Annotated in this window: 22 protein-coding genes; 3 read left to right on the top strand and 19 right to left on the bottom strand. The window is 66.2% G+C overall.

The window, feature by feature from the left end:
- Entirely contained in the window at window positions 1-846 is an 846-nt protein-coding gene (gene rimM / locus OVY01_RS15675; RefSeq protein WP_349293529.1) for a ribosome maturation factor RimM, read from the bottom strand.
- The gene (gene rpsP, locus OVY01_RS15680) at window positions 843-1109 is read right to left on the bottom strand and encodes a 30S ribosomal protein S16 (RefSeq protein WP_267848508.1); all 267 of its coding nucleotides are present in this window, start codon (window positions 1107-1109) and stop codon (window positions 843-845) included. The genes rimM and rpsP overlap by 4 nt, the downstream gene beginning before the upstream one ends.
- Window positions 1110-1443: 334 nt before the next feature.
- Here rpsP and OVY01_RS15685 point away from each other — a divergent pair, with 334 nt between their 5' ends.
- Window positions 1444-1911 carry a TM2 domain-containing protein gene (locus OVY01_RS15685; protein WP_267848509.1) on the top strand — a complete coding sequence of 156 codons (468 nt, stop codon included), beginning with the start codon at window positions 1444-1446 and terminating at the stop codon, window positions 1909-1911.
- Between the two features lie 36 nt (window positions 1912-1947).
- Here OVY01_RS15685 and OVY01_RS15690 read toward each other — a convergent pair whose 3' ends face one another.
- Window positions 1948-3153 carry a PA0069 family radical SAM protein gene (locus tag OVY01_RS15690; protein ID WP_267848510.1) on the bottom strand — a complete coding sequence of 402 codons (1206 nt, stop codon included), beginning with the start codon at window positions 3151-3153 and terminating at the stop codon, window positions 1948-1950.
- 36 nt (window positions 3154-3189) lie between these two features.
- Window positions 3190-3681: an Lrp/AsnC ligand binding domain-containing protein gene (locus OVY01_RS15695; RefSeq protein ID WP_284700902.1), complete on the bottom strand. Its 492-nt coding sequence runs from the start codon at window positions 3679-3681 to the stop codon at window positions 3190-3192.
- A gap of 154 nt (window positions 3682-3835) precedes the next feature.
- On the opposite strand from OVY01_RS15695, the gene OVY01_RS15700 reads away from it, so the two are divergent.
- Window positions 3836-5128 (top strand): D-amino acid dehydrogenase, encoded by a 1293-nt coding sequence (locus OVY01_RS15700; protein WP_267848512.1) that lies wholly within the window; start codon window positions 3836-3838, stop codon window positions 5126-5128.
- 24 nt (window positions 5129-5152) lie between these two features.
- On the opposite strand, the gene OVY01_RS15705 is transcribed toward OVY01_RS15700, so the two are convergent.
- From OVY01_RS15705 to OVY01_RS15735, 7 genes are all read right to left on the bottom strand, one after another.
- A complete protein-coding gene (locus OVY01_RS15705; RefSeq protein WP_267848513.1) occupies window positions 5153-7108 on the bottom strand; it encodes an acyl-CoA dehydrogenase in 1956 nt (651 codons plus the stop codon).
- A 158-nt stretch (window positions 7109-7266) separates the two neighbouring features.
- Window positions 7267-8214, bottom strand: coding sequence for an electron transfer flavoprotein subunit alpha/FixB family protein (locus OVY01_RS15710; RefSeq protein ID WP_267848514.1), 948 nt, complete (start codon window positions 8212-8214; stop codon window positions 7267-7269).
- The gene (locus tag OVY01_RS15715; protein WP_267848515.1) at window positions 8214-8966 is read right to left on the bottom strand and encodes an electron transfer flavoprotein subunit beta/FixA family protein; all 753 of its coding nucleotides are present in this window, start codon (window positions 8964-8966) and stop codon (window positions 8214-8216) included. Before OVY01_RS15715 ends, OVY01_RS15710 begins: the two co-directional genes overlap by 1 nt.
- Window positions 8967-9130: 164 nt before the next feature.
- Entirely contained in the window at window positions 9131-9943 is an 813-nt protein-coding gene (locus tag OVY01_RS15720; RefSeq protein WP_432422256.1) for a MetQ/NlpA family ABC transporter substrate-binding protein, read from the bottom strand.
- Window positions 9944-9952: 9 nt separating this feature from the next.
- A complete protein-coding gene (locus tag OVY01_RS15725) occupies window positions 9953-10606 on the bottom strand; it encodes a methionine ABC transporter permease (protein ID WP_267848578.1) in 654 nt (217 codons plus the stop codon).
- A 1-nt stretch (window position 10607) separates the two neighbouring features.
- Window positions 10608-11639, bottom strand: coding sequence for a methionine ABC transporter ATP-binding protein (locus tag OVY01_RS15730; RefSeq protein WP_267848516.1), 1032 nt, complete (start codon window positions 11637-11639; stop codon window positions 10608-10610).
- 184 nt (window positions 11640-11823) lie between these two features.
- Window positions 11824-12747 (bottom strand): histone deacetylase family protein, encoded by a 924-nt coding sequence (locus OVY01_RS15735; protein WP_267848517.1) that lies wholly within the window; start codon window positions 12745-12747, stop codon window positions 11824-11826.
- 114 nt (window positions 12748-12861) lie between these two features.
- On the opposite strand from OVY01_RS15735, the gene mltB reads away from it, so the two are divergent.
- On the top strand, window positions 12862-14091 hold the full coding sequence (mltB, locus tag OVY01_RS15740) for a lytic murein transglycosylase B (protein ID WP_432422257.1): 1230 nt from the start codon (window positions 12862-12864) through the stop codon (window positions 14089-14091).
- 138 nt (window positions 14092-14229) lie between these two features.
- Here the strand turns inward: mltB and cysM are convergent, their stop codons facing one another.
- The 8 genes from cysM to rpsA form a co-directional block, all read right to left on the bottom strand.
- Window positions 14230-15132, bottom strand: coding sequence for a cysteine synthase CysM (gene cysM / locus OVY01_RS15745; protein ID WP_267848518.1), 903 nt, complete (start codon window positions 15130-15132; stop codon window positions 14230-14232).
- Between the two features lie 175 nt (window positions 15133-15307).
- Complete coding sequence (locus OVY01_RS15750; protein WP_267848519.1) at window positions 15308-15574, bottom strand: ComEA family DNA-binding protein; 267 nt, start codon at window positions 15572-15574, stop codon at window positions 15308-15310.
- 129 nt (window positions 15575-15703) lie between these two features.
- Window positions 15704-16696: an ADP-glyceromanno-heptose 6-epimerase gene (gene rfaD / locus OVY01_RS15755; protein ID WP_267848520.1), complete on the bottom strand. Its 993-nt coding sequence runs from the start codon at window positions 16694-16696 to the stop codon at window positions 15704-15706.
- Between the two features lie 89 nt (window positions 16697-16785).
- Window positions 16786-17808, bottom strand: coding sequence for a D-glycero-beta-D-manno-heptose-7-phosphate kinase (gene rfaE1 / locus OVY01_RS15760; RefSeq protein WP_267848521.1), 1023 nt, complete (start codon window positions 17806-17808; stop codon window positions 16786-16788).
- Window positions 17809-17831: 23 nt separating this feature from the next.
- Window positions 17832-19007: a lipopolysaccharide assembly protein LapB gene (gene lapB / locus OVY01_RS15765; RefSeq protein ID WP_267848522.1), complete on the bottom strand. Its 1176-nt coding sequence runs from the start codon at window positions 19005-19007 to the stop codon at window positions 17832-17834.
- 33 nt (window positions 19008-19040) lie between these two features.
- Complete coding sequence (locus OVY01_RS15770; protein WP_267848523.1) at window positions 19041-19334, bottom strand: LapA family protein; 294 nt, start codon at window positions 19332-19334, stop codon at window positions 19041-19043.
- A gap of 222 nt (window positions 19335-19556) precedes the next feature.
- Window positions 19557-19880 (bottom strand): integration host factor subunit beta, encoded by a 324-nt coding sequence (locus tag OVY01_RS15775; protein WP_267848524.1) that lies wholly within the window; start codon window positions 19878-19880, stop codon window positions 19557-19559.
- Between the two features lie 10 nt (window positions 19881-19890).
- Window positions 19891-21600 (bottom strand): 30S ribosomal protein S1, encoded by a 1710-nt coding sequence (rpsA, locus tag OVY01_RS15780; RefSeq protein WP_267848525.1) that lies wholly within the window; start codon window positions 21598-21600, stop codon window positions 19891-19893.
- Window positions 21601-21700 lie beyond the last annotated feature (100 nt).

Consider the following 21700-nt stretch of genomic DNA (forward strand, 5'->3'; position numbering starts at 1 on the left):
TCAATAATCCACGTCCCAGTCGACGACGATCCGCTTCGCGGCGAGATCGACATCGCGCAGGTAGGCGTCGACGAAGGGAATCAGACGTTCGCCCAGCGTAGCCTTGCCGGTGGCATCGGCCGCTTCAGGGCTCGCTTCACCGCACACTTCATAGCCCACCCGAAGCACCGAATGCGCACCGTTGTCCAGCAGATCGGTCACCCGACCCAGCGCGGTGCCCGCCGGATTGACCACATCCAGCCCGATCAGGTCCACCCAGTAGTACTCGCCGCTCGGCAGCTTCGGGAAGTCCGTACGGCGCACCGACACGGTCGACCCGCGCAGCGCCTCGGCCGCGTCGCGGTCGTCGCTGCCACTCAGCGCCGCGGCGATCGAACCGCTATGCACCCGCGCGCTCAGCACCTTGACGCGCCGCGTCGAACGAGGCCGGCCGCCGGACACCCACCAATAGGGGGCGGCCAACAGTGCGTCACCGCCCTGACCGACGCTGGCGTGCGGGAAGACCTTGATTTGCCCGCGCACGCCATAGGCCTGCGCGATCGCACCGACTTCGATCAGATCGTCCGGCAAGGCCGCGACGTCCGCCGTCGCGGGCGTCTTGCTGGCGGACGGGGGACTGTCGTCGGCAGGCCGGGGCGCGACGGCATCGGCTGCGTCGCCGTCCGGCGCAACCGGCTGGCCCGGGGCCGCCTTCGCGACCACCCGGCGCTTGAACGCGCCAAAGGAGGCGCCGGGCGACGTATCGTCCGCCATCCTCCCATCGGCATCGTGCCGTTCGGCCGTCTTCCGGCCGGCATCGTCAGCGGCGCCGGCGCCCACGACGCCCTTGCCTGCAGCTTTACTCAAGCAGCGGCGGGGGCCGCCACGGCAGCCTTGCCCACTTCCTTCGCCAGACGTGCGACTGCCGGCGACATCTGCGCGCCGACGCCGGTCCAGTAGGACAGACGGTCCTGCGCGATGCGCAGCGTCTCGCCCTTCTGGGCAACCGGATTGTAGAAACCGATGCGCTCGATGAAGCGGCCGTCACGACGGTTACGCGAATCGGTGGCAACGATGTTGTAGAACGGGCGCTTCTTTGCGCCGCCGCGGGAAAGGCGGATGATGACCATGCTGGATTCCTAGAAAGCGTGTGTGCAGCGTAAAACACGCGATTATAGCCTGAAAAGTCCGCTCCACCAAACACTTGCACGCGTCGCGTCGACCTTTGCTGCGAAAACCCAAGCTGGGGCGCATTGTAGCAGGACCGATCCCGGTGAAACGTCGGTCCGTGCCGCTTAAAATATCCAGCAGTCGTAGACACGATCCACCCGCGACGTCCACGATCCGGCCCGCGAAGGCATCGGCTTCAAGCCCATCGGATCGTATTGACCCGGCCGTCGCGTCCAAGCAACATAGGGGCGGCACATCCGCCCTCCTCCTTCCATCTCGCCGAATCCTGTCCCGATGTCCGCTCACGCCGCCCCTCCCGCCTTCACATCCAAGACGCTCGCCACCGCGCTCGCCTTCTTCCTCGGCAGCCTCGGGGCACATCGTTTTTATCTGCACGGCGCGCGTGACGTCTTCGGCTGGCTTCATTTGTCGGCGACGGCCCTGGGTGTCGTCGGCGTCGAGCGCTTGATGGCCTCGCACCTGCAGTCCGGCGGCGGCTGGCTCTGCGCCGCCGCCGGCTATGTCTCGGTGCTCGCGGCATGTCTCGCCGCCATCGTCTACGGTCTGCGCCCGGACGCGAAATGGGACGCACGCTTCAATGCCGGCAGTGCCATGCACGGGCGGCATTCCGCCTCCGGCTGGACCGTCGTCCTGCTCGTCATGGCCGCGCTTTTCGTGGGCGCATCCGTGTTGATGGGCGGGCTGGCGATCGGCATCCAGACTTATTTCGAGGCGCAACTCGGGCATGGCGGCCTGAACTGACGGCTTCCGGCCGGATACCCGTCCTGGGGCGCCGCGCTAGAACAGGCGGCCCTGCGGGTGCGGGGGCGTTCGTCGCGCGGCAGGCACGGCGAAAGCATCGGTACGCAGGGGACGGCGCGCACCCTCGAGACCGTAGCGCCGCCGCGCGATCGCCACCCGCTGCGCGATCAGGGTCGCCAGCGTCCCGGTGCCGCGCATCCGCTGGCCAAAGGTCGAGTCGTTGTGCTTGCCGTCGCGTACCTGCTCGATCAGGCTCATCACATGCCGGGCCCGCAACGGATAATGGCGTTCCAGCCAGTCGACGAACAGATCCCGCACTTCGAGCGGCAAACGCAGCATCACATAGCCCGCCGCTTCCGCCCCCGCCTCCGCGGCGGCGCGCAGCACATTCTCGATATCGTGATCGGTCAGGGCCGGCACGATGGGGGCGACCAGCACGCCGACCGGCACCCCCGCCGCCGCCAGCGTGCGCACCGCGTCGATCCGGCGCGCGGGCGTGCTGGCTCTCGGTTCGAGCGCGCGGGCAATGTCGCGGTCCAGCGTGGCGACCGAGATATACACCCGCACCAGGTCGCGCGCCGCCATACGCTGCAGGATGTCCAGATCGCGCAGCACCAGCGCCGATTTGGTCGTGATGCCTACCGGGTGGTTGAATGCGTCGAGCACTTCCAGCACCGCGCGCGTGATGCGCCGCTCCCGTTCGATCGGCTGATAGGGGTCGGTATTCGCGCCGAGCGCAATCAGCGCCGGCTGGTAACCGGGCTTCGACAGCTCGGTCTCGAGCAGGGCGGCGGCATTGGTCTTCGCGAAAAGACGCGTCTCGAAGTCCAGTCCGGGGGACAGGCCCAGATACGCGTGCGACGGCCGCGCGAAGCAATAGATGCAGCCGTGCTCGCAGCCCTGATAAGGATTGATCGAGCGGTCGAAACCGATATCCGGCGAAGCGTTGCGCGAAATGATCGAACGGGCGTGCCGGTCCGTGACGTGGGTACGGAAACGGATCACCGTTTCGTGCGCGGCGTCGGCCTCGGCGCGGGTGAGGTCCGGCACGCGCTGCCAGGCCTCGAAGCGCACGCGATCGTTGCCCGATGCACCCCGGCCCTTGATGCTGGCCGTGCCGCCGAGGTTGGCGGGACCGTCAGGACCGTCAGGACCGCTCCCGTCGATCGCACGGCGTGATTGCGCTCCCGCCCTTTTCGCCGCATCGCCATCGTTCATCGGCACGCCCCGGATACTGTACATATGCACAGTATCCTCCGAATGCCCGCGCCTGACCAGTCAGTCGGGCCGTTCGGCGATCGGAATCGTCAAGGTTTCCTTGACCTCCTCCATGACCACATAGCTTTTCGACTGCACCGCGCCCGGGAGCTGCAGCAATACGTTGCCGAGAATCTTGCGGTAGTCGGCCATCTCGCCGATGCGGGCCTTGATCAGGTAGTCGAAATCCCCCGATACCAGATGGCATTCGAGCACCTCCGGCACCTTCATCACCTCACGCCGGAACTTCTCGAACATATTGCCGTTCTTGTGATCGAGCGTGATTTCGACGAACACCAGCAACGATGCGCCGAGTTGCGCCGGGTCGACCCGCGCGTAATAGCCGGTGATGACGCCGTCGCGCTCCATGCGTTTGACGCGGTCGATGCAAGGCGTGATCGACAGGCCGACCTGCTCCGCCAGATCCTTCATCGCCATGCGTCCATCCTGCTGCAGCAGGGTCAGGATCCTGCGGTCGATCCGGTCGAGGGTCCTGACCGATTTATGCTGCATTCGCACGAAAAAATCCTGAAAAACGGTCTATATATATTAACAAAATATATTGCTGTCGAAATAGTATAGCTGGAAATACTGCCGGCCTTGCGGTCGGCCCGACTGCTGCTTCTGCGCCGCGATACGCGGTTTCCCAAACGAAAACGAACCCCTCATGAAGATCGTCATTCTTGGCGCAGGCGTCGTCGGCACGACCAGCGCGTACTATCTGGCGCGCGCCGGGCACGAGGTCACGGTCCTCGACCGGCAGGCGGGCCCGGGACTGGAAACCAGCTTCGCGAACGCCGGACAGATCTCGCCCGGCTATGCGTCGCCCTGGGCCGCGCCCGGCGTGCCGCTGAAAGCGCTCAAGTGGATGTTCGAGGAACATGCGCCGCTGGCGATCCGGCTGGATGGCAGTCTGGCCCAGTTGCAGTGGATGTGGCAGATGTTGCGCAACTGCACGCCCGCGCGCTATGCGACGAACAAGGGACGGATGGTGCGGATCGCCGAATACAGCCGCGACTGCATCCGGCAACTGCGCGACGACACCGGCATCCAGTACGAAGGCCGCCAGGGCGGCACGCTGCAATTGTTCCGCACGCAGGCCCAGTTCGACGGCGCGGCAAAGGACATCGAGGTACTGAAAGACGCGGGCGTCCCGTATGAGTTACTCGCGTCCGACGCGCTCGCGCGCGCCGAACCCGCACTCGGCGCCGCCGGCCAAAAACTCACGGGCGGGCTGCGGCTGCCCAACGACGAGACCGGCGACTGCCAGTTGTTCACCACACGGCTGGCCGAGATGAGCGCATCGCTGGGCGTGCGTTTCCGCTACAACACGCCGATCGACGCGCTCGCGGTCACCGCCGGCAAGGCGATCGGCGTGCAATGCGGGGCGGAACTGGTGCGCGCCGACGCGATCGTCGTCGCGCTCGGCTCGTTCTCGACGCCCTTCATGAAGGGGCTGGTCGACCTGCCGGTCTATCCGTTGAAAGGCTATTCGCTGACGGTGCCGGTCCGCGACGCCGCGCTCGCGCCCGTGTCCACGGTGCTCGACGAAACCTACAAGATCGCGATCACCCGTTTCGACGACCGGATCCGCGTCGGCGGCATGGCCGAGATCGTCGGCTTCGATACGAAATTGAAGGCCGCGCGCCGCGCGACGCTGGAAATGTGCGTCAACGACCTGTTCCCCGGCGCGGGCGACACGGCCAAGGCGAGCTTCTGGACCGGTCTGCGGCCGATGACGCCGGATGGCACGCCGATCGTCGGACCGACGCCGGTCCGCAATCTGTTCCTGAACACCGGCCATGGCACGCTGGGCTGGACGATGTCGTGCGGTTCCGCCCAACTGCTGGCCGATCTGATGTCGGGACAGCAGCCCGCCATCGCGGCCGACGATCTCTCGGTCTTCCGCTACCTTCCCGAAAACGCCTCGCGCCGCCAGGGCGTCACGGCCTACGCGTGAACGCGGTGGCAGGCATGGCGCGGTTCAGCAGAGTTCGTCCGCCAGCCCCCATACGCCCTCGCCGCCGCGCGCGCTGACGATGGCCACCCGCAGCGCCTCTGCCTGGGGCAGGATCTGCTCGGCGAAGAAACGAACGGTGGCGAGCTTGACGACGGCGAAGCGGGCCGGTTCCGGAACGGCGCCCGGAACGGTGGCCACGCCTGATCCCTCGCCCGCATTCTCGTTCACACCGTCGCCAGGCACCTGGCACACGACCAGCGCCGCCCGCGCCAGTTGCCAGCCGGACAGAACGATGCCGGCCAGTTTCAGATACGGCACGCTGCCCGCGTAGACGGCGGCGGGATCCGCCTCGGCGCGTTCGACGATGAACGCCACCACCGCCGCGAACGCGTCGCGTCCCGCCTGCAATTGCGTCGCGATCGATGCCAGCGACACCGCTGCCGCATCCCGCACGCCCGCGGACGGCGCGCGGCGCAGCGCCGCGAGCGTCGCGTCGATCTCGCCGATCAGGCTGCGCGCCACGGCCCCGCCGTCGCGCACCGTCTTGCGTCCCACCAGATCGTTCGCCTGGATCGCGGTCGTGCCTTCGTAGATCGGCAGGATCCGGGCATCGCGATAGAACTGCGCGACGCCGGTGTCCTCGATGAAGCCCATGCCGCCATGCACCTGCACCGCGAGACTCGCGACCTCGACCGACATTTCCGTCGCCCAGCCCTTGACCACGGGCACCAAGTAATCGCAGAGCGCCGCCATCCGGCGCCGCACGTCGTCACCGGGCGCGCGGTGCGCCAGATCGTTCGCCGCGGCGCAATGAAAGGCCAGCGCACGCGCGCCCTCGGTCAGCGCCCGCATCGTCGCCAGCATCCGCCGCACATCCGGATGCGCGACGATCGTCCGCGCCTCGGGATGGCCGGCCCCCGGATGGCCGGCCCCCGGATGGCCGGCCCCCCCATCCTCGCCCGCCACACGCGCCGGGCCGATCGTCCCCTGTGCCGTCGCCGGCCGCCCCTGCACCCGTTCGAGCGCGTAGGCGCGGGCCGCCTGACAGGCCCGGTCGGCGATCGCTACGCCCTGCACGCCGACGCCGAAACGCGCGGCGTTCATCATGATGAACATGGTCTCCAGCCCCCGGTTCGGCTCGCCCAGCAATTCGCCCAGCGCGCCGTCCCGTTCACCGAACTGGAGCACGGCGGTAGGGCTGCCGTGAATACCCAGTTTGTGTTCGATCGACACGCAGTGCAAGTCGTTGCGCGCGCCGGGCCGCCCCTCGGCGTCCACCACGAACTTCGGCACCACGAACAGCGACAGGCCTTTCACGCCGGGCGGCGCGTCGGGCAGGCGCGCCAGCACCAGGTGCACGATATTGGCGGCGAAATCGTGCTCGCCGTAGGTGATGAAGATCTTCGTCCCGAATACCCGGTACCGGCTCTCCCCGTCCGGAACCGCGCGTGTGCGTACCTGCGCCAGATCCGAGCCCGCCTGGGGTTCGGTCAGGTTCATCGTACCCGTCCACTCGCCGCTCACCAGGCGCGGCAGATAGCGCGCGCGCTGCGCCGGGCTGCCGGCGATCAGCAAGGCGTCGATCGCCCCGTCGGACAGCAACGGGCAAAGCGCGAACGACAGATTCGCGGCATTGCGCATCTCGTTGCACGCCGCGGCCAGCAGGCGCGGCAGGCCCTGCCCGCCGTATTCGACCGGATGCGGCAGCCCCTGCCAGCCGGCGTCGCGGAACTGCCGGTAGGCCGCCGCGAAGCCCGGCGTGGTCGTGACCTCGCCCGCCTGCCAGACCGGCGGCTCCCGGTCGCCGACGACGTTCAGCGGCGCGAGCACCTGCTCGCAGAACGTCGCCGACTCCGCGAGAATCGCCGCGACGGTGTCCGGAGTCGCCTCCTCGTATCCCGGCAACTGCGCCAACCCGTCCAGGTCCTCGAGTTCGCGCATCAGGAACAGCATGTCCTCTACGGGTGCCTTGTATCCCATCTGTCTCCTCCTGCAGGACGTAAAAAAGGGCGCCCACGAAGCGGCGCCCTTTGTCTCGTGGCTTGCCGACCGGCGCGGCCGGCTCAGGCGCGGCCGGCTCAGGCGCGGCCGGCTCAGGCGCGGCCGGCTCAGGCGCGGTCTGGCCTAGTCCGACGATCCTAGCCGAGCGAGGCGACCAGCGCCGGTACCGCTTCGAACAGGTCGGCCGACAGCCCGTAGTCCGCGACGCTGAAGATCGGCGCCTCGGGATCCTTGTTGATCGCGACGATCACCTTCGAATCCTTCATACCCGCCAGATGCTGGATCGCGCCCGAAATGCCGACCGCGACATACAACTGCGGCGCGACGATCTTGCCGGTCTGGCCCACCTGCGAATCGTTGGGCGCGAAACCGGCGTCCACGGCCGCGCGCGACGCGCCCAGCGCGGCGCCGAGCCTGTCGGCGAGCGGTTCGAGCACGCGCTGATAGTTCTCGCCGCTGCCCAGCCCCCGCCCGCCGGAGACCACGATGGTCGCCGAGGTCAGTTCCGGCCGATCGAGTTTCGTGAGTTCCCGCCCGACAAAGCGCACGGCACCCACGTCGGCCGCCGCGTCGATCGTCTCGACCGTCGCCTGGGCGCCGCTTGCCGGACTCGGATCGAACGCGGTGCCGCGCACCGTCACCACTTTCACCGGGTCCGCGGACTGCACGGTGGCGATCGCCGCGCCCGCATAGATCGGCCGCTCGAAGGTGTTCGCGTCGACCACCGCGGTGATGTCGGACAGTTGCGCGACATCGAGCCGGGCCGCGATGCGCGGCGCGACGTTCTTGCCGTAGGCGGTGGCCGGCAGCACGATGTGCCCGTAGGCCGAAGCGATCGTCAGGACGGTCGCCTCGACGTTTTCCGCCAGGCCCTCGCCCAGCTGGGGCGCATCGGCGAGCAGCACCTTGGTCACGCCCGGCAACTGCGCGGCGGCGTCCGCCACGGCGCGCGCGTCGTGACCGGCGATCAGCACGTGCACGTCGCCGCCGCCCGCCTGCGAAATCTGCCGCGCCGCGGTCAGCGTCGGGAACGTCGCGCCCTTGAGTTCGTGATTATCGTGTTCCGCGATCAGGAGAATGGTCATCAGGACAGTACCTTCGCTTCGTTCTTGAGTTTGTCGACCAGCGTCGCGACGTCCGGCACCAGTACGCCGGCATGGCGTTGCGGCGGCTCCGCGACCTTCAGGGTCTTCAGACGCGGCGTCACGTCGACGCCGAGCGCCTCCGGCGTCAGGGTTTCGAGCGGCTTCTTCTTCGCCTTCATGATGTTAGGCAGGGTCACGTAACGCGGCTCGTTGAGGCGCAGGTCGGTGGTGACGACCGCCGGGAACGACAGAGACAGGGTTTCCGCCCCGCCATCGACTTCCCGCATCACCGTCACGCGCTCGCCGTCGACCGTGACCTTCGAAGCGAAGGTGGCCTGCGGCAACGACGTCAGCGCCGCCAGCATCTGGCCGGTCTGGTTCGCGTCGTCGTCGATCGCCTGCTTGCCGAGGATCACCAGTTGCGGCTGTTCGCGCTCGACCAGTGCCTTGAGAATCTTCGCCACGGCCAGCGGCTGCAACTCGACGGCGGTATCGACCAGGATCGCCCGGTCCGCACCGATCGCCAGCGCGGTACGCAAGGTTTCCTGCGACTGCGTGACGCCGCACGACACCGCGACGATCTCGGTGGCCACGCCCGCTTCCTTGAGCCGTACCGCTTCCTCGATGGCGATCTCGTCGAAGGGATTCATCGACATCTTCACATTCGCGATGTCGACGCCCGAGCCGTCCGATTTCACGCGTACCTTCACGTTGTAGTCGACGACGCGCTTCACGGGCACCAGGATTTTCATGCACATGCTCCATAGACGGTGAACGATCGAACGGATGCGCCGATGCGCCGATGTGTCCGGCGGGCGTCGCATTCGCGAACGATCGTTTTATTTTAACGGCAAATGCTCGGGAAATTCTACAACAGGCTTGAGTCCGCACTCTAAACGCGGGTTTGGCAAAACGCTCACCAGGATGTGACGACCGCGCCCTGGAAGGTCTTCTCGGCGAACGCCTTGACCTCGGGCGAATGGTAGGCCTTGACCAGCGTCGCGACCCACGGCTTCGCGCGGTCCTGTTCGCGCACCACCAGCACATTGGTGTACGGGCCGTTCGGCGGATCGATGGCGATCGCGTCGCGCCGCGGCGACAACCCCGCCTGCAACGCGAAATTGGTGTTGATCGCGGCAATGTCCACGTCATCCAGCGCATGCGGAATCTGCGCGGCGTCCAGTTCGACGAATTTCAGCTTGCGCGGGTTGTCCACCACATCCAGCGACGTTGCCTTCAGCCCGGCATCCGGACGCAGCGTGATCAGCTTCGCCTTCTGCAGCAGCAAATAGGCGCGTCCGCCGTTGGTCGGATCGTTCGGCACGGCCACCCGGGCGCCGGCCTTCAACTCGGCCAGGGATTTCACTTTCTTCGAATAGATGCCCATCGGAAAGTTGATGGTCTGCGCGACGCTCACCAGCTTGTAGCCGCGGTCCTTGACCTGCGCATCGAGATAGGGCTGATGCTGATAGCTGTTGGCGTCGAGGTCGCCGCCGGCAAGCGCCGCGTTCGGCTGGACGTAGTCGCTGAACTCGATGATCTTGATGTTCAGCCCGTCTCGCGCGGCGACTTTCTTCACTTCCTCCATCACCTGCGCATGGGGTCCCGCGGTCACGCCCACACGGATCGTCTGCTCGGCGTGGGCGGCGCCCGCGAACAGCGCGACCGAACTCATGGCAACGGCCCCGCCCAGCGTGGCGAGGCGGTGAAAGAATGATCGACGTTGCATTGTGGTTCCTTATTTGTGACTCAAACGGCGTACCAGCAGGTCGCCCAGCGACTGCACGGCCTGCACGAAAACGATCAGGATCAGCACCACCACGAGCATCACCTCCGGCAGAAAGCGCTGATAGCCATAGCGGATGCCGAGGTCGCCCAGTCCGCCCCCGCCGATGGCGCCGGCCATCGCCGAATAGCCGACCAGGCTGACGAAGGTGATCGTCAACCCCGCGATGATGCCGGGCAGCGCCTCGGGCAGCAGGACCTTGAGCACGATCTGCCCGGTGGTCGCGCCCATCGACTGCGCCGCCTCGATCAAGCCGCGGTCGACCTCGCGCAGCGCCGTCTCGACCAGGCGCGCGACGAAGGGCGCGGCGGCGATCGTCAGCGGCACGACCGCCGCCGCGGTGCCGATCGACGACCCCACGAGCAGGCGCGTGAACGGAATCACCGCGACCAGCAGGATGATGAAAGGGGTACTGCGCACCGCATTGACGACGATGCCGAGCGTGCCGTACACCACCCGGTTCGGCAGCACGCCCTGCCGGTCGGTCAGATACAGCACGATGCCCAGCGGGATGCCGGCGGCCGCGCCGATCAGGCCGGAAATGCCGACCATGATCAGGGTCTCCCAGAACGAGGAGAGGAACAGGTCTGTCATCTGGCTGGACATGCTAAACATGAGACAACTCCTCGACGATCACGCCGCGCTCGCGCAGCGATGTCATGGCCTCGGCGACCGTGCCCGGCGCGCCGCTCGCGAGCACGGCGAGCGAACCGAACGCCTGCCCCTGGATTTCGTCGACCTGCCCGTGCAGGATCGAGATGTCGATCGCGAAGCGCCGGATCGTCTCCGAGATCACCGGATCGCCCACGCCGTCACCGGTAAACGCGAGCCGGAACAGGTGGTCCCGTCCGGCCACCAGCCGTTCGCCGATGCGCGCCTTGAGCGCCGGCGGCAGCTCGTTGGCGATGACGTCGCCGATCATCGAGCGCGTCACCTCGTGGCGCGGTTGCAGGAACACGTCGATGACGCGCCCGGTCTCGACCAGCCGGCCGGCTTCGAGCACCGCCACGCGGTCGCAGATCTGCTTGATCACTTCCATCTGATGGGTGATCAACACGACGGTCAGACCCAGTTCGCGATTGATCTGCTTGAGCAGATCGAGAATCGAGCGCGTGGTCTCGGGGTCCAGCGCGGAGGTCGCCTCGTCGGACAGCAGCACCTTGGGACGGGTCGCGAGCGCACGGGCGATGCCGACGCGCTGCTTCTGCCCGCCGCTGATCTGCGCCGGGTAGCGGTCGCGCTGCGCGCCGAGGCCGACGAGATCGAGAATGGGCGCCACGGTCTTCTCGATCTGCGCCTTCGACATGCCGGCCAGTTCCAGCGGCAACGCGATGTTGCCGAAGACCGTGCGCGAGGACAGCAGATTGAAATGCTGGAAGATCATGCCGATCTCGCGTCGCGCGCCGCGCAGCGCGTCGGCCCTGAGGGTGGTCAGCTCGCGGCCGGCGACGCTGACGCTGCCCTCCGACGGCCGGGTCAGCAGATTGATGGTGCGCACCAGCGTGCTCTTGCCCGCACCGCTGCGGCCGATGATGCCGAACACTTCACCCGCGGCGATCGACAGATTGACGGCGTGCAGCGCATCGATCGGCCCGCGCGGACCGTCGAAGCGCTGCGTGATATTTTTAAGTTCGATCATTGCTGACAAAGCGGAGCCGGGCCGGGCGTCGGCGCGCCGAACCGGCGCGGTTCGATGCGGGGACGTCCGGTCGTCGGCCACCAGGGTTCCTCCGGGAAGACCCGCATTCTACCGCGTGGCCTCGAGCGGGGTCAGAACCGTTGGCGATTCGCTTATAGCCAAAAAATCTGTGGTCGGGGAGCGTTCAGAGATCCGCCAGTTCCCGCACATGCGCGACGACGCTGCGGCCCAGCGCCGAGAGCGCATAGCCTCCCTCCAGGCAACTGACGATGCGCCCCTGCGCCGAATGCGCGGCCACTTCGCGAATACAGCGCGTCAGCCAGGCGAAATCCGCCTCGACCAGGCCGAGGTTGCCCAGGTCGTCGTCGCGATGGGCGTCGAAACCCGCGGAAATGAAGATCATCTGCGGCGCGAACGCCCGCAGCCGCGGCAGCCATTCGCGCGTGACCGCCTCGCGCATCGCCGCGCCATCGGACCGCGCGGCCAGCGGCACATTGAGCATGTTCGGCGCCAGCGGCGGCACGCCGGAAAACGGGTAGAACGGATGCTGGAAGAATCCGCACATCAGCACGCGCGGGTCGCCGGCCAGGATGGCCTCGGTGCCGTTGCCGTGATGCACGTCGAAATCGATGACGGCGACGCGCGCCAGATGCCGCGCCTCGAGCGCGTGCAGCGCCGCCACCGCGACATTGTTGAACAGGCAGAAGCCCATCGCCTGCTCGCGCAGCGCGTGGTGTCCGGGCGGGCGCACGCAGCAGAACGCATTGTCGAGATGACCGTCGATCACCGCGTCGGTGGCGGCCAGCGCGGCGCCCGCCGCACGCAGCGCCGCATTCCAGGAGTGCGGCCCGACGAAGGTGTCGGCGTCGATCTCGGCCTGCCCGGTGGCGGGCACGCAGGCGCGCATCGCCGCCACGTGGGCGGCCGAATGGGCACGCAGCAGCGCCGTCTCGCTCGCGAGCGGCGCCGTTTCGCGCTGCAGCGCGATATCGATCCGGCTGCCGATCAATTGATCCTCGATTGCCTGCAGGCGCGCCGCCCGCTCGGGGTGCCCGTCGCCCGTATCGTGCAGCAGACAATCCGGGTGGGTGTAGAAGCCTGTGGCCATCGCATTTGCGCCTGTCGCGGAGAGCGCGTCTTCGGCGCCCCCGATGGGTGTGCGGCGGTGTCAGGGAATGCACCGCAGCGTCGGTTATACTGCCACACAACACTGCATCGATAAATGACCATGACCTTGACGCGTTACCAGGCGTTTCGGGTTCGAGCACGCGCTGCGGTCCGTCCGATTTCCGCGCTCGCCGTCCCCTCGGGATTCGCCGCCCTGCGCACTGCCGCCCGTCTGCCCTCGTGTGTGCCCCTGTGTGTGCCCCTTCTCGCCGCGCTGGCCGGCTTCTCGCCGTGGCTCCATGCGCAAGGCGCGCCGGAGGCGGCCACCGCTCCCGGTCAGGTCTTCGAGGAAGAGATCGTGCCGCAGCGTTATGCGAACAACGCCGCGGTCAATGCATTTATCGACGATCTCGTCGCCCGTTACGACTTCGACGGCGCCACGCTGCACGCGATCTTCAACCAGGTCAGCTATTCGGCGAGTGCCGTGAAGCTGGTGACGCCCTCGCCGAACCCCTCGATCAAGAACTGGCGGGTCTACCAGAACCGTTTCATCGAACCGATCCGGATCAATGGCGGCGTGAAGTTCTGGCGCGCGAACCAGGTCTGGCTGGACCGCGCGAGCGCCACGTACGGCGTGCCGCCCGAGATTATCGTCGCGATCGTCGGCGTGGAGACGCTGTACGGCAAGTACATGGGGAACTTTCGCATCCTCGACGCGCTGACGACGCTGGCCTTCGATTATCCGGATACGCCGAACCGGGACGCGCGCCAGCAGCTGTTCCGCAAGAACCTCGAGGATTTCCTGGTCTGGACGCACACGGCGAACATGGACCCGACCACGGTCAAGGGCTCCTACGCCGGCGCGATCGGCATTCCGCAATTCATGCCGTCGAGCATCCTGAAATACGCGGTCGATTTCGACGGGAATCAGGCGGTCGATCTGCGCAACAGCGCGCCCGACGCGATCGGCAGCGTCGCGAATTTCCTGAAAAAAAGCGGCTGGGAACCGGGTCGCCCCGTGATGTGGCAGATCGCCCCGGACGTCGGCAGCCAGGGTATCGCGCAGGCCGCGGCCGACGGCAAGCGCGAACCGCACTGGTCGCTCGACCAGTTGCTGAAAGCCGGGATGCTGCTCAACGAGCCCGGTGTCGACGCCGACAGCGAGCGCGGCACGCCGGTAGCGGTCGTCGACCTGCCCACGCCGGGCCAGCCGACGCAATTCCAGCTTGGCCTGCAGAATTTCTACGCGCTGACGGAATACAACCACAGCTTTTTCTACGCGACTTCGGTCTATCAGCTTGCCCAGGCGATCAAGGCGAAGATGCAGGCCGGCGACGGGTCCTGAGAAGCGCGTTTCCCGGAACGCGGGACGGAACGCGTGCCGGGCCAGGCGCGCGGTGTCCTACCGGGCGATCTCGGTCAGGCGGTCCTGTCCCGCGCCCTGTCCACGACGCGGGCAAGGCGCCGGCGCGACCCCATGGCTTCAGGCCGGAAACACACCGGTCGACAGATACCGGTCGCCCCGGTCGCAGGCGATGAAAACGATCGTCGCATTCTCGACCTCGCGCGCGATGCGCAGCGCGATGGCGGCCGCGCCCCCCGACGACACGCCGGCGAAAATGCCCTCGGCCGTGGCGAGCTTGCGCATCGTGGTCTCCGCGTCCCCCTGCGATACCGACTCCGTGCGGTCGACGCGATGCGCGTCGAAGATCTTCGGCAGATAGGCTTCGGGCCATTTGCGGATGCCGGGAATGCGCGCGCCCTCGGCGGGCTGCGCACCGACGATCTGGATGTCCGGATTCTTTTCCTTCAGGAACAGCGACGTACCCATGATCGTACCGGTGGTGCCCATCGACGACACGAAGTGGGTGATCTGGCCGTCGGTGTCGCGCCAGATCTCCGGGCCCGTACTCTCGTAGTGCGCGAGCGGATTGTCGGGATTGGCGAACTGGTCGAGGATCACTCCGGCGCCATCGCGCTGCATGTTTTCCGCCAGATCACGCGCGTACTCCATCCCGCCCTTTACCGGGGTCAGCACGATCTCCGCGCCATAGGCCGCCATGCTTTGCCGGCGCTCGATCGACAGATCCTCGGGCATGATCAGCACCATCTTGTAGCCGCGTATCGCGGCCGCCATCGCCAGCGCGATGCCCGTGTTGCCGCTGGTCGCCTCGATCAGCTTGTCGCCGGGCTTGATGCGGCCCCGCTCCTCCGCCTTCTTGATCATCGACAAGGCGGGCCGATCCTTGACGGAACCGGCCGGATTGTTACCCTCCAGCTTGGCCAGCACGACGTTGTTGCGCTCACGGATATCGTCGTCGACGAGACGAACGAGCTGGACGAGCGGCGTGTTGCCGATCGTGTCTTCGATGGTTTGATATTTCATGGTCGCGCCCGATTCCGAAAAGCTTCCGAGCAGGAATTGTAGCCCATCGGCCGCGCTGACGCGGCCGATGGGCAAGGTGGTGGCCGGTCACCCGCGCGCTAGGCGCGTGGCCCCTGCCACCGGTCGCGTGTGTCGGCCATCAGCGTGGCCTCGGACGCCACCTCTGACGCGACCCTCAGAGTTTCGGCCCGAAGGTCAGACCGCCTTCGGTGAAGCGCTTCGCCATCTTCTCGCCGATGCCACGCACCCGGGCGGCGAGGTCTTTCGCATCGGTGAAAGCGCCGTTCGCCTCCCGCTCGGCGACGATCGTCTGCGCGGTGACCGATCCGATGCCCTTGATCGACGTCAGGGCCTCCCGGTCGGCGCTATTGATGTCCACCGCGTGAGCGGCGCTCAGTGCGGCAAAGCAAAGGACTGCGGTTGCGACTACGTTTTTGAACATGACAGTCTCCCGATCAAGAAGGGTTACCAGTCACCGCAACATCAAGCGGCGTCTGGTGTGACCAGTCTAGGGAGACACCCGGTCGCGCAAAAGTTATCCGGACGGTCTAATCCTTATGCCGTCAGCGATTCAGGCGCGGGCGGTGAGCCAATCGATATAGCGCGCCACACCTGCTTCGACGCTGAGGAAGGGCGCCTCGTAACCGGCCGCGCGCAGTGTGCCGATGTCGGCCTGCGTGAAGCACTGGTATTTGCCGCGCAGGGCGTCCGGGAACGGCACGTATTCGAGCAGGCCCGCCGCGACGAGTTCCGCGAGACCGAGCGCCGGCTCGCCCCGCTGCGCACGCAGCGTGTTGACGACGGTACGCGCGATGTCGTTGAACGGCTGCGCGCGGCCGCTGCCGAGATTGAAAATGCCCGAGCGCTCCGGATGGTCGAGGAAGAACAGATTGACCGCCGCCACGTCCTCGACCGATACGAAGTCGCGCGTCTGCTCACCGGCCGCATAGCCGTTGTAGTCGCCGAAGAGCTTGACCCGGCCGTTCGCCCGGAATTCGTTGTAGTTGTGGAAGGCGACCGACGCCATCCGTCCCTTGTGCGACTCCCGCGCGCCGTAGACGTTGAAGTAGCGAAAGCCCGCGATCTGGCTCCGGGCCGCCGGCAGACGCTCGCGGACGATCTGGTCGAACAGGAATTTCGAATAGCCGTAGACGTTCAGCGGCCGCTCGTATTCGCGCGACTCGACGAAGACGTCCGAGCCGCCGTAGACGGCGGCGGACGACGCATACAGAAAGGCGACGCCTTGTTCGAGACAACTGTCGAGGATCGCGCGCGAATAACGGAAATTGTTTTCCATCATATAGCGGCCGTCGCTTTCCATCGTGTCCGAACAGGCCCCCTCGTGGAACACCGCCCGGACGGCGCCGAAATCGCCCCGGGCGAAACGCGCGACGAAGTCCTCCTTGTCCAGGTAATCGCCGATGTCGCAATCCACCAGGTTGTGGAACTTCTCCGCGCGGCTCAGGTTGTCGACCGCGATGATGTCGCGCTCGCCACGCAGATTCAGCGCCTTGACGATATTGCTGCCGATGAAGCCGGCCGCGCCGGTAACGATGATGGTCATGATGTGCGGTTCAAAGCCACGGGCGCGCCCGTGGCGGCAAAAAGGCGCACGACGCGGGACGTCGGGCGGTGGAGATCAGGCGGCACGGGTCAGATATTGAACAACTCGTCGTAACCGAGCGTCGCGGTGCCGAGCTTGCCGACCACGATGCCGCCGGCGCGGTTCGCCAGACGCACGGCGTCGGCCAGCGACAGACCCGCGCCCAGCATCACGGCCAGCGTGGCGATGACGGTATCGCCCGCACCCGAGACGTCGTACACTTCGCGCGCCTGCGCGGGCACCGACAGCACACCGTCCGCGGTGAAGAGGCTCATACCGTCTTCCGAGCGGGTCAGCAGCAGCGCGTCGAGTCGCAGCGACGCGCGCAGCGCATCGATCTTTTCGCGCAGTTCGCCTTCGCTTGCCCAGCTCCCCACCACCTGTTGCAGTTCGGCGCGGTTCGGCGTCAGAAGCGTGGCGCCTCCGTAGCGCGACCAGTCGCTGCCCTTGGGATCGACCAGCACCGGCTTGCCGGCGTCGCGCGCCATCGCGATCATCTTGCCGACATGCGTCAGACCGCCCTTCGCGTAGTCGGACAGCAGCACGATATCGGTGGTGGGCAGCAGGGACGCGAAACGCCCGAGACAGGCAAGCAGCACCTCGTGCGCGGGGCTGCTTTCGAAATCGATACGCAGCAATTGCTGCTGCCGCGCGAGCACGCGCAGCTTGATCGTGGTCGCGAGCGCGGCGTCGCGCTCCAGATGCGCGATGACGCGGCTTTCCTCCAGCAGGCTGACGATGCGTTCGCCCGGCTCGTCGTTGCCGACCACGCACAGCAACGAACCTTCACCGCCCAGGGCGGCGACGTTGCGCGCGACGTTGGCCGCGCCGCCGAGCCGCTCCTCGCTGCGCTGCGCGAGCACCACCGGCACCGGCGCCTCCGGAGAGATGCGATTGACATCGCCGAACCAGTACCGGTCCAGCATGACGTCGCCGACGACCAGCACCTTCGAGCGGCCCAATACCGCCCTGTCGACCACGGACAGTGATTCCGGTGCCGCCGGAGGCGGCGCTGGCGTCGAGGATGGCAGGGAAGGCAGGGTCGCCTGCGGGATGTGGGAGTCAGGATTCATGATCGGGAGCTTGTCTGGCGACGTCAGGCGGAACTGCCCAGCGTCTCGGTTCGCCGCGGCGCATAGCTTTCCCAATGACCGCAGCCAGGGCATTGCCAATAGAAAAGCCGCGCGCGAAAACCGCAATTCTGACACGTGAAGCGCGGCAGATTGCGGGTGCGCTGACGGATCAGATTACGCATCAATTCCAGCTCGTCGCGGCGCGGCGCCTCGCTGGTGGCGATCTGCCCCTCGAGCAGCAGCAGAGTCGCGGAGGCGCTGGGCGCGCGCTTCATCTGCCGCAGCGCCAGCGCATGCGCGGCCTCGATGCCTTCCGTGGCATTGACATGCTTGTAGGCGACGTCAAGCAGGTCGATCGACGGATGGTTGTCGAGGTAATCGACCAGCCGTGCCGCGCCCTCGTGCGCCCGGCCTTCGGCCTGATAGGCCTTCATGATCGGCTCTGCAACCAGCGGCAGGTACACCGCGTTCTGGCTCTCCACCCGGGTGTAGAAACCCAGCGCGCCGGCGGTGTTGCCGGCGGCCGCCTCCACATCGCCCAACAGGATCGTCGCGCGTACGTTCCCGGAATTCGTCTTCAGCGCGCTCGCCAATTCCTCGCGCGCGGCGTCGCGCTCGCCGCGCTGCAGCGCATCGGCGGCCAGTTCGCAATGGAATTGCGAGATTTCCTTGCGCAGCGAAGGCGAGCCGGCATCCTCGAGCTTGCGGGCGATCGCGATCGAGCGCGCCCAGTCTTTCTCGGTCTGGAAAATCGTCAGCAGCGAGCGTTCGGCCTCGGTGTGGTAGAGCCCCACCTCGATCGACGCGAAGGTCTGTTCGGCGCGGTCGAGCAGGCCCGCCTTCAGGAAATCCTGACCCAGTTCGTACAGCGCGTGGTCGCGCTCGTTGACGGGCAGGTCCGCCCGGTTCAGCAGGTTCTGGTGCACCCGGATCGCCCGCTCCGTCTCGCCGCGGCGCCGGAACAGGCTGCCGAGCGCGAAGTGCAGTTCGGTGGTTTCGGGATCGAGCTTGACGACTTCGATGAAGGCGTCGATGGCCTTGTCGGGCTGCTCGTTGAGCAGGAAATTCAAACCGCGGAAATACGAACGCGGCAGATTCGCCGCGTCCGACAACAAATGCTTGAGATCGAAGCGCGCCGCCATCCAGCCCAGTCCGAACACCACTGGAATGACCAGCAACCACCAGAAATCGAGGTCCATGCGCGTGTACTGCCTTAGAGGGAGTGAAGCGGATTACATGATGGGCGGAAACGGCGGCAGGTCCGCGGGGTCGCGGCCCTCGCGCGCCACCTGCAGCTCGCGGCGCAGCCGCGCGAGTTCGCGGCCCCGCCGGAACCAGCCAGGCAACGCGGCGAGCAGTCCCGCGAGCGCGCCGATCACGAAGAACACCAATCCGATCAGGATCATCGGCGCGCTCCATGTATATCCCGCGAGCAGATTCAGCGAACCCTCCTGCAGGTTGGCGAGCGCCAGCACGAGAAACGCGATGAAGATCAGGATACGAATCAGCCAGACGAAAAACTTCATGCGATCGAGCCCTTGGTAGTCGACGGGGGCATGCCGCGCTTGGACGGCACGGTCCGCTCCGCCCGGCATGGCCGGCGCACGCATTGCGGCGCTGGTCGGCCGGCCCGAGCCGAGCCGGATCAGTCGTATTGTAAAGGATGATCCCGCGCCGCCGTCCGAGGCATACGGCGCAGTCAAAAAAAAAGCGCCCGGAGGCGCTTTTTTCACATCGTGTGCAGACGTTCAGATGTCGTCGTCGGAGGCTTTCGCCTGGATCGGTTCGCCGCACCGCCGGTCGACGCGCTCGCGCAGCTCCTTGCCGGGTTTGAAGTGAGGGACGAATTTCTCCGGCACCAGCACTTTCTCGCCCGACTTCGGGTTACGCCCTTCGCGTGACGGCCGACGATTCAACGCAAAACTGCCGAACCCGCGGATTTCGATCCGGTGTCCGTTGGCCAGGGCCTCGGACATCGCATCGAGCATCGTCTTGACCGCGTAATCCGCATCCTTGGCAACCAGTTGCGGAAAACGCGAGGCAAGCTGGATCACCAATTCCGATCGCGTCATGCCTCTTTCCTTACGAGTTCGAGCCTTCCATCTTGGCCTTCAGCAGCGCGCCCAGGTTGGTCGTGCCGGTGGCAGCCGAGCTTTCCGCCTGGAACTTCGATACCGTTTCCTGCGTCTCGGCCGAATCCTTGGCCTTGACCGACAGGTTGATGCCACGCGACTTGCGGTCGACGTTGATGATGACCGCAGTCACCTCTTCGCCTTCCTTCAGCACGTTGCGTGCATCTTCGACGCGGTCCTGGGCGATTTCCGACGCACGGAGGTAACCCTCGATGTCGTTGCCCAGATTGATGATCGCGCCCTTCGGATCGACCGACTTCACCGTGCCGCGCACGACCGAACCCTTGTCGTTCATCGCCACGAAGTTGCTGAACGGGTCGCCTTCCATCTGCTTGATGCCCAGCGAGATGCGTTCCTTGTCGACGTCGATGCCCAGCACCAGCGCGTCGACTTCGTCGCCCTTCTTGTACTTGCGAACCGCTTCCTCGCCCGTCTCGTTCCACGACAGGTCGGACAGATGGACCAGACCGTCGATGCCGCCCGGCAGACCGATGAACACGCCGAAATCGGTGATCGACTTGATCGCGCCGTGCAGGCGGTCGCCCTTCTTGTAGTTACGGCTGAAGTCGTCCCACGGGTTCGGCTTGCACTGCTTCATGCCGAGGCTGATGCGGCGGCGGTCTTCGTCGATCTCGAGGACCATGACTTCGACTTCGTCGCCCAGCTGAACGACCTTGTTCGGCGCGACGTTCTTGTTGGTCCAGTCCATTTCGGACACGTGCACCAGGCCCTCGATGCCCGACTCGATCTCGACGAACGCACCGTATTCGGTGATGTTCGTGACCTTGCCGAACAGGCGGGTGTTCGCCGGGTAGCGGCGCGAAATGCCTTCCCACGGGTCGTCGCCCAGCTGCTTCATGCCCAGCGAGACGCGGTTCTTTTCCTGATCGAACTTCAGGACCTTCGCGCGCACTTCCTGGCCGACGGACAGCACTTCGCTCGGGTGACGCACGCGACGCCAGGCGATGTCGGTGATGTGCAGCAGACCGTCGATGCCGCCCAGGTCGACGAATGCGCCGTAGTCGGTGATGTTCTTGACGATGCCGTCGACGATCGCGTCTTCCTTCAGCGTCTGGAGCAGCTTCGCGCGCTCTTCGCCCTGCGTGGCTTCCACCACCGCGCGGCGCGACACCACGACGTTGTTACGCTTGCGATCGAGCTTGATGACGCGGAATTCCAGCGTCTTGCCTTCGTAGGCGGTCGTGTCCTTGACCGGACGGACGTCGACCAGCGAACCCGGCAGGAATGCGCGGATACCGTTGATCATGACCGTCATACCACCCTTCACCTTGCCGGTGATCGTGCCGGTGACCAGCTCGTCGTTGTCGAGCGCCTTTTCCAGCTGCAGCCAGGAAGCGAGACGCTTGGCCTTGTCGCGCGACAGGATCGTGTCGCCGTAGCCGTTTTCGAGCGCGTCGATGGCCACCGAGACGAAATCGCCCAGTTCCACTTCGACTTCGCCGGCGTCATTCTGAAACTCTTCGATCGGAATGTACGCTTCGGACTTCAGCCCGGCGTTGACGACGACGAAGTTGTGATCGATGCGGACGACTTCAGCCGAGATCACTTCACCAGCGCGCATGTCCTGTCGAGTCAGCGACTCTTCGAACATCGTGGCAAAAGATTCGGTGTTGGGGGTTGCGGTTTGGAGGTCGGACATAAAAATTGTGAACTGCGTCTCGGTTGGCCATCGATGCCGTGATGCCTTTGAAGCGGCATGCCGGCACGATTCTGCGTCGTGACGGCCGATGCGAAAACGT

It is taken from the genome of Robbsia betulipollinis, assembly GCF_026624755.1.
In the GTDB taxonomy this organism is placed as follows: domain Bacteria; phylum Pseudomonadota; class Gammaproteobacteria; order Burkholderiales; family Burkholderiaceae; genus Robbsia; species Robbsia betulipollinis.